Raw genomic sequence first — 6,000 nt, forward strand, 5'->3', positions numbered from 1 at the left:
GATCTGATCCGCTCGTCCCGGCTGCCCTGGTGGCGAGGGCGGGGACTTGGGGCCTGATGCGGCTTTGCGAATTTTGGGCCAGTTCGGTTGCAGGGCAGCAAATGGCCACCGCGGGTCGGGATGGCGAGACCGGACAGCAGAAAATCCAGTGGTTCCGCCGAAGGTTAGACCGCGCGTTGAGCGGGATTGCCCGACCGTCCTGCCGAACCTCGCGATCTCGCGAACGTGACGCAAACTGTCTAATTTGTCGGCAAGCCCTGACGGGCAGCGTGCAGGGCATGGCTGCTCCCGGGCGCAACCGCGGAACGCATTCGGCTCGGCGGGATTAGGCGTCCTAGGTTGCCTTTCGACCGAGGCAGCAGGTCTCGTCCGGCTCTAACCCGGGAGTTTCCATGCAAGACGGCTACGCAAGGCCGCAGGAGGCCGCCCGCTACATTGCGGAGATCTGCACCGAGCTGCGCGAGATCGCGCACACGGCCGGACTTTCATTCCTGGCTCACCTGCTCAGCATGGTGATCCTGCAAGCCGGAAGGCATTGCAGCACCGAGGGACAGGAATTCCGTAAGACGTCCGAAGCCGCTCATTCGAACGACTGAAGCGCGGCGCGCTCGGGCTTGCCGGAGGGGCTGTCCGCCCACTTCGCCATGTCCATCGTTCGGGCATCGACACCTTCGCACCAGAAGCAGCTCGATTCCGTCGCGCCCTTCTCGGACAGGATGGGCACCAGGCCGTGGCCGCAGCAACAGGTGATGTCGGTCATGCTTTTCTCCAAGACACTGCACGAGACACGGCAAATTCCGGAATGCCGTTATCGTTCCCAAAGCTTGCGCGGGCGCTATGTCGGCGCAGACGCGGTGCGTCCGACCGGAGCGCTCGTCCCTGATATCGTCGATGCAGCGATCCAGCGTGACACGGCTGCGATGTCGTTGCCGTTTTCACGGTAGGCGCGAAGCTGGAATTCCGCCGAGCTGCCACGTTCCACGATGGTACGGCAATGCTCGACCTCGGCCGCGCAATTCAGCGCATCCGCGTCCTCGACGATGTCGTCGATCAGGCGGGAGAGCAGCTCCGAGATGGTGACTGGCCCGTCCTTCGAGGCAAAGATGCAATCGGTGCCGTAGCGCTGGGCGCGCCATTTGTTCTCGACGGCGATCGCGCGCTCGACGACCGTGACGGTTTTCGACAGATGAGGCCGCCGATACAGATGTCGCGTCAGGCAGCGATAGAGCGAGGCGATGGCAACGGCGTCGTCGACGAAGGTGCAGGTGTCGGGCGCGCGAAGCTCGAGGGTCGGATGCTTCATGGAAGGGCGCATCGCCCACCAGATGTGACTCTCGTCAGGGATCACGCCGGAGCGCTGCAATGCGCCGACATACTCGTCGTAATCATGCCTGCTCTCGAACAGTTCGGGCAGGCCGGTGCGCGGCAGCTCGGAATAGGCCGCCAGGCGGTAGCCCTTCAGGCCCGTCTTGTGCGAGTTCCAGAACGGGGAGGACGCCGACAGCGCGATGAACAGCGGCAGATGCGGCAGCATCGCCCGCATCACCGCCATGCGCTTCTCGGGATCGGGCAGCTGGACGTGCACATGCATGCCGCACATCATGTTGCGGTGGCCGATGCTGCGCAGATCCTCGATCATCTCCTCGTAGCGCGGCTTCGGGCTCGGTTGCGACATGCGCCAGACGGCGGTCGGATGGGTGCCGCAGGCCATGATCACGAAGCCGTACTGGGCGGCAACGTTCGCGACTTCGCGGCGGAGAAAGCGCAGCTCTTCACGCGCGTCGTTGACGTCGACGTGAACGTTGGTGGCGACCTCGAGCTGGGATTGCAGCATCTCTCGCATGGCCTGGCCGCCGGTCGACCAGTTCGCCGACTCGAACAGCTCGTTGGGCGTCTGGATCGCGACGTCCAGGCTGCGCCGATCGGCGAGGAAGTATTCCTCCTCGATGCCGAATGAATATTCAGCCGCCTTGCCACGGCCGCCGGCCGAGCGAATGACGAGGTGCTGCTTGTCGTCGGAGGAATCGAGACGCAGCAATTTCAAGACGTCCGAAGCAAATGTCATCGTGCCACCCGGCGAAGGCATTACCTGCGGGAAATAATCCTCCTGACGGGGGCGGGTTCCGCGTCAGCCCCACTGGAAATTGCAAGGTCGAACGGAACAATTTTCGCGCTTTCGGACGCGCGCGCGATCAGGGCGTGATTCGGCGGCACTTCCGTCCAGTCCGATTCCTTGTCGAACGGCTCGGACACGACGACGACCTGGCCGCCGGCCTCGCGGAAATAGAGCGTGTTGGCGGCATCGTTGACCGCGACGCGAAACGCATAGAGATCCCTGCCGTTGGCGATCGCGCTGGTGAAGCGCAGCCGCTCGCGAAGCTGGCCTTCGTTGACGAGACCGACGAGCGATTGCAACACGGCCTGCGTTGCTCGAAGCGGGTCGTTGTCGAGGCCGGCGCCCATGATGGCGAGGAAAACGGCTTCGGAGTCGGCCGTCCCCAATCGCGACGGATAATACGCATCCGGGATCAGCGCCTCGACCTTGCGCCGCAGCCGGTTCCAGCTGCCGACGAATCCGTTGTGCATGAACATCCATTGGCCGCAGGCGAAGGGATGGCAATTCTGCCGCGTCACCGCCGTGCCGGTGGCGGCGCGGACATGAGCGAAGAAGAGATGCGAGCGCAGATGGCGGCAGAGATAGCGCAGGTTTTCATCCGACCAGGCCGGGCGCGTCTCACGGTAGAGGCCGGGCTCCGGATGCTCGCCGTACCAGCCGAGCCCGAAGCCGTCGCCATTCGAACCCGCGGTGGACTGGAGCGAGCGGATGCTCTGCGCGATCAGCGAATGCTCGGGCTCGGTGACGTAAGGTTCGAACGAGGTGGTCTCGCCCCGGTATGCGATCCAGCGGCACATGCAGGTTCCAGTCGAGGGGTTATTCTTGAGGTGCACCAACAAACCCGACGGCGTTTGTGTTCCCGACAGAAGCCGCGGCGACCGCGCGACACCCGCCTGTGTCTAATCCTGCTCGTCGAGTACCTTGGACGGAGCCTTGCCATACGGATAGAAATGCTCCTTGCGGCCCTGATCCCAGAGCGCCTTGAGCCCCGGTGCGGTGATGTCCCAATCCGGACGGCACTTCATGCTGACGGCCCTGAGATCCTGGCGAAGCTCTTCGACGGTCGGGCGGCCGAAGAACCAATAGCCATTGTAGATCTTGTGAACGACGAGGCGGGGCTCCAGCACGACGACGTGCGGGATCATCGGATTGTGGACCGGATCGGTGTATTCGGCGATGTCGAGATCCTTCTGAACGATACGCCTGGCATCGGAGAGGAAGGGCCAGTGAGCTCCGACCCCGCTGCGGTACTCGTTGGTCTGGAGGATCGTGTCGGTGGTGATGGTGACCATGCGGCAGTAGCCCACCTCCATCTCGCGATGGAGTTGCAGCAAGCCCTCGGCCTGGCGTCGATCCTTAGGACAGAAGCCGCCGCGGCCAAGGACGAGCACCATGGGATCATCGCCTTGCAAATCCGAGAGCTTGCGGCGTCTGCCGGTGTGGTCACTGAGCTCGTAGTCGGGGAAGGTGACACCTTCCGTGATGTCGGGCCGCATTTGAATCGCTCCATGGTTTGGCGAGGGTGTGTCGAAGCCGGTCAAAGATCGATCACGACATCTGCCTTCGGTTGCGAGCAGCAGATCAGGACATTGCCGTCCGCCGGCGGGTCGAGCGGATCGGGCGCGTAGCTGACCTCTCCGGCTACGAGCCCGCTCTCGCAGTTGTGGCAAACCCCGGTCCGGCACGACCAGCGCACCGGGACGTCGCACGCTTCGGCCAGCTCGAGCAGGCTGGCATAGGATGGTCCCCAGCGGACATTGAGGCCGCTGCGCGCGAATGACACCATCGGGCCCGGGCCGGGTGCTCCGACCGGCGCATGCGCGGGTGTCCGCGGCGAAGCCGCGATGCCGGGCGTCAGCGATGGCCTCGCGCCGAACAGCTCGGTGTGGATGCGATCGGGCGCGACGCCCAATGCGGCCAGGCCGGCCGTGAGATCGCTCATGAAAGCGGCCGGCCCGCAGAGATAGAAATCGCCGTCGCGCGGCATGTTGAGCCGTTCGATCAGGTGCTGATCCAGATGTCCGGCGCTGTCGAAATCCGCTCCCGGACGATCGGCCGGATCGGGTGCGCTGAAGCAGACGTGGCTGTGATAGTGAGCGAGTCCGGCCAACAGCCCGCGCGTCTCGGCGGCGAACGCATGCTCGCGGCCGTTGCGCGCGCCGTGCAGCCACCAGACGTCTCGCGTCGACCCTTCCGCGACGAGCGCGTGGAGCATGGCGAGCACCGGCGTCACGCCGATGCCCGCGCTGAGCAAGACGACGGGCCGCGCATCCTGCCGGAGCGTGAAGCTGCCGCGTGGCGCACCGACTTCGACGACGTCGCCAACTCGGAGACTGTCGGCGATATAGAGGGAGGCCGCGCCGTGCGCTTCCCGCTTGATGCTGATGCGGTAGGGCGGGGCATCGGAGCGGCTCGACAGCGAGTAGCTGCGCGTCATCGCCTGTGCCTCAGAAGGCCCGAGCCGCACGACGACAAATTGACCGGGCAGGGCGGGGGCCGCGCGATGCCCGTCCGTGGGTTCGAGGATCAGTGACGTCACGGTGCCGCTTTCGGCGATCTTGCGCGAGACGCGAAACGGACGGAAGCCGCGCCAGGCAGGAGGTGGGCTCGCCGCCGGGCCGAGCCCGGCGTTTCCTGCGGCAATCTTGCTTGTGCGCTGCTGCTCGAGCAGCGCTGCGAAGGAACGATTCCAGCCGCGGCTCAGCGCCGGAATCCGCAGCGCGCGCTCCAGGCGGTCGCGTGGGTGAGGGGGCAGGTAAAGCAGCGCGTTGATCTCGAACACGCTCATGCTTTCAGGACCTCTGGCGACTTGCGTGATCTCGTCACCGGCCTCCACGTCGCCTTCCTCGATCACGCGAAAATAGAAACCGGGCCGGCCGTGCCTGACGAGCAGTGCGGGCATGTCCGGCTCGTCCATGCGAATGCCCAGCCGGTAGCAGGTGACGCGCGGCTGCGTCACCTCGAACAGGGCGGAGCCGATCCTGTAGCGGTCTCCGATGCACACGTTGGTGTCGGCAAGGCCTTCGACGGTGAAGTTCTCGCCGAATTGACCATGAACGAGATCCGGTCGCCCCAGATGTTCCTGCCAGTACCGATAGGACTCGTCCTGGTAGACGAAGACGGCGCGCTGTTCGCCGCCATGGCCGGCCGTATCGCCCTGGCCGTCGCCGTCGATGTTGAGCCTGCGCACCCTGCGCGGCCCTTCGACGGGGGCCTTCCAGATGCCGGTATGGACGGTCTTGCCTTGCCAGGCGACGTCTCGCGGCAGGCCGACATTGACGGAAAGCAGACGTGCCATCACGGTTTCCTCGATCCTGAGGTGCGACCCGATCCGACGGGTCGCCTGCACGCTAATCTGCATCCAATTCGAACTGTTAGCTCGTTAGCCGTTGTTAGACGTTGCAAGGGAACCCTTGCCGCCGGAGTCCTGCGTCATCAGATCAAGGCGGCGGGAGGCGGTTTCATTCGGGATCGGAGGTCGAGATGGACGATCGGGCCAGATTGGCGGCGCTCCAGCGCCATTGGGACGCTTCGGACGCGAACGATTTCGAGGCCGAGCACGCCATCTATCGCGACGACGCGGTGCTCGACTATCCCCAATCGAGCGAGCGCATCCACGGCCGGAGGAACATTCAGGAGAGCCGCTTCGTGCAGCCGAACAAGAAGCGCTTCTCGGTTCGGCGGATCATCGGCGGCGGCGATCTCTGGGTGAGCGAGTTCGTGCTGACTTTTGACGGCGCGCCGTCCTACGTCGTGAGCATCATGGAATTCCGCGACGGACTGGTAGCGCACGAAACGCAATATTTCGGCGACCGGTTCGATCCATCACCCTCGCGGGGGCATTTGGTTGAGGTCGTGAGGTAGGAGCGGTGCCCGTGCCCACA

The 6,000-nt window shown here is 64.7% G+C and carries 7 protein-coding genes; 2 read left to right on the forward strand and 5 right to left on the reverse strand.

Features of this window, described 5'->3' with window-relative positions; all coding sequences use genetic code 11:
• Positions 1–392 precede the first annotated feature (392 nt).
• A complete protein-coding gene (locus tag WN73_RS27945; RefSeq protein ID WP_038966238.1) occupies positions 393–596 on the forward strand; it encodes a hypothetical protein in 204 nt (67 codons plus the stop codon).
• Here the strand turns inward: WN73_RS27945 and WN73_RS27950 are convergent.
• The 5 genes from WN73_RS27950 to WN73_RS27970 all read right to left on the reverse strand — a co-directional run bounded on the left by WN73_RS27950 (position 581) and on the right by WN73_RS27970 (position 5,414).
• Positions 581–760, reverse strand: a complete 180-nt coding sequence (locus WN73_RS27950) for a hypothetical protein (protein WP_271555561.1) — start codon at positions 758–760, stop codon at positions 581–583. The genes WN73_RS27945 and WN73_RS27950 overlap by 16 nt on opposite strands.
• 75 nt (positions 761–835) lie before the next feature.
• Entirely contained in the window at positions 836–2,065 is a 1,230-nt protein-coding gene (locus WN73_RS27955; protein ID WP_161535351.1) for a carboxylate-amine ligase, read from the reverse strand.
• A 20-nt stretch (positions 2,066–2,085) separates the two neighbouring features.
• Positions 2,086–2,913, reverse strand: coding sequence for a class II glutamine amidotransferase (locus WN73_RS27960; protein WP_271555565.1), 828 nt, complete (start codon positions 2,911–2,913; stop codon positions 2,086–2,088).
• A 102-nt stretch (positions 2,914–3,015) separates the two neighbouring features.
• Positions 3,016–3,612, reverse strand: a complete 597-nt coding sequence (locus tag WN73_RS27965; RefSeq protein WP_028170844.1) for a redoxin domain-containing protein — start codon at positions 3,610–3,612, stop codon at positions 3,016–3,018.
• A 41-nt stretch (positions 3,613–3,653) separates the two neighbouring features.
• Entirely contained in the window at positions 3,654–5,414 is a 1,761-nt protein-coding gene (locus WN73_RS27970; RefSeq protein WP_271555568.1) for an MOSC and FAD-binding oxidoreductase domain-containing protein, read from the reverse strand.
• A gap of 185 nt (positions 5,415–5,599) precedes the next feature.
• On the opposite strand from WN73_RS27970, the gene WN73_RS27975 reads away from it, so the two are divergent.
• On the forward strand, positions 5,600–5,980 hold the full coding sequence (locus WN73_RS27975) for a nuclear transport factor 2 family protein (protein WP_271555570.1): 381 nt from the start codon (positions 5,600–5,602) through the stop codon (positions 5,978–5,980).
• Positions 5,981–6,000 lie beyond the last annotated feature (20 nt).

Origin of the sequence: Bradyrhizobium sp. CCBAU 45394, from assembly GCF_028128655.1 — a bacterium.
Taxonomy (GTDB): domain Bacteria; phylum Pseudomonadota; class Alphaproteobacteria; order Rhizobiales; family Xanthobacteraceae; genus Bradyrhizobium; species Bradyrhizobium diazoefficiens.

Bases quoted from the DNA above. Each gene is read 5' to 3' on its own strand.
- WN73_RS27965 (WP_028170844.1), bottom strand. From the start codon at position 3,612: ATGCGGCCCGACATCACGGAAGGTGTCACCTTCCCCGACTACGAGCTC.
- WN73_RS27970 (WP_271555568.1), bottom strand. From the start codon at position 5,414: ATGGCACGTCTGCTTTCCGTCAATGTCGGCCTGCCGCGAGACGTCGCC.
- WN73_RS27955 (WP_161535351.1), bottom strand. From the start codon at position 2,065: ATGACATTTGCTTCGGACGTCTTGAAATTGCTGCGTCTCGATTCCTCC.
- WN73_RS27960 (WP_271555565.1), bottom strand. From the start codon at position 2,913: ATGTGCCGCTGGATCGCATACCGGGGCGAGACCACCTCGTTCGAACCT.
- WN73_RS27975 (WP_271555570.1), top strand. From the start codon at position 5,600: ATGGACGATCGGGCCAGATTGGCGGCGCTCCAGCGCCATTGGGACGCT.
- WN73_RS27950 (WP_271555561.1), bottom strand. From the start codon at position 760: ATGACCGACATCACCTGTTGCTGCGGCCACGGCCTGGTGCCCATCCTG.
- WN73_RS27945 (WP_038966238.1), top strand. From the start codon at position 393: ATGCAAGACGGCTACGCAAGGCCGCAGGAGGCCGCCCGCTACATTGCG.